Source organism: Dietzia sp. E1 (assembly GCF_014145015.1).
Lineage (GTDB): Bacteria > Actinomycetota > Actinomycetes > Mycobacteriales > Mycobacteriaceae > Dietzia > Dietzia cinnamea_A.
The window spans coordinates 1-1,128 of the sequence record NZ_JAALDU010000069.1; the positions used below are offsets into that span (position 1 = coordinate 1).

1 protein-coding gene is annotated in these 1,128 nt (G+C 61.2%); it reads left to right on the forward strand.

Annotation, left to right across the window (positions count from 1 at the left end; genetic code table 11):
- The first annotated feature begins 54 nt into the window (after positions 1–54).
- On the forward strand, positions 55–1,128 hold the full coding sequence (locus tag G6030_RS03100) for an IS630 family transposase (protein ID WP_095717553.1): 1,074 nt from the start codon (positions 55–57) through the stop codon (positions 1,126–1,128).

Consider the following 1,128-nt stretch of genomic DNA (forward strand, 5'->3'; position numbering starts at 1 on the left):
CTAGTGTCGCGTGTCGTTAGTTCTTAAATGCTTGGGTGTTTGGGAGAATGGGTCATGCCCAATAACCCGGCTCCGGCTTTGATTCTTCGTGATGGTGACCGCGAGGAGTTGGAGTCGTGGACGCGGTCAACGTCGATCCAATCGGGGTTGGCGATGCGGGCGCGGATTATCCTGCTCGCGGCGGAAGGTCAGGCGAACTCTCGGATCGCTGACCGGGAGCGAACGACGCCGACGACGGTGTGGAAGTGGCGAGGCAGGTATGAGGCGGATGGGATCGCGGGCCTGTTCGACGAGTCGCGCTCTGGCCGGCCGAAGCGGATAGATGACCAGAAGATCATCACCACGACGTTGACTCCTCCGCCGAAGAAGTACGGGGTGACGCACTGGTCCTCACGCCTGCTGGCGGATCATCTGAAGATCGGTAACGCCACCGTGGCCAGGGCGTGGCGCAAGTTCGGGGTGCAGCCTTGGCGGGCCGGAACGTTCAAGTTCTCCACCGATCCCGAACTGGTCGCGAAGGTCACCGACGTGGTGGGGTTGTACTTGGCGCCACCGGACAACGCGATCGTGTTGTGTGTTGACGAGAAGAGTCAGATCCAGGCGCTGGATAGGACCGCGCCGATGCTGCCGATGCGCACCGGCAGCATCGAAAGGCACACCCACGATTACAAGCGGCACGGCACCACGACTCTGTTCGCCGCGTTGGACATTGCGACCGGGCACGTCACCGGCGCGGTCAAGCCGAAGCATCGCCATCAGGAGTTCCTGGCGTTCCTGCGTCAACTCGACCGCGCCTACCCGGAGGTTGACCTGCACTTGGTGATGGACAACTACGCGACCCACAAGACCCCGGCGGTGAAGGTGTGGCTGGCACAGCATCCGCGGTTCCACGTGCACTTCACCCCGACGTCCGGATCCTGGCTCAACCTCGTGGAAGTCTGGTTCGGGATCATCGACCGGCAGGCCATCCGCCGTGGTGTCTTTACATCTGTCAAGGACCTCAATGCCAAGATTCGCCAGTTCATCACGGGCTGGAACGACCGCAAACACCCGTTCGTCTGGACTAAAACTCCCGAACAGATCCTCGCGAAAGCGAACCCTAAACCAACTTCAGAAACGCGACACTAG

Coding starts and splice junctions, on each gene's coding strand:
- G6030_RS03100 (WP_095717553.1), top strand. CDS start 55: ATGCCCAATAACCCGGCTCCGGCTTTGATTCTTCGTGATGGTGACCGC.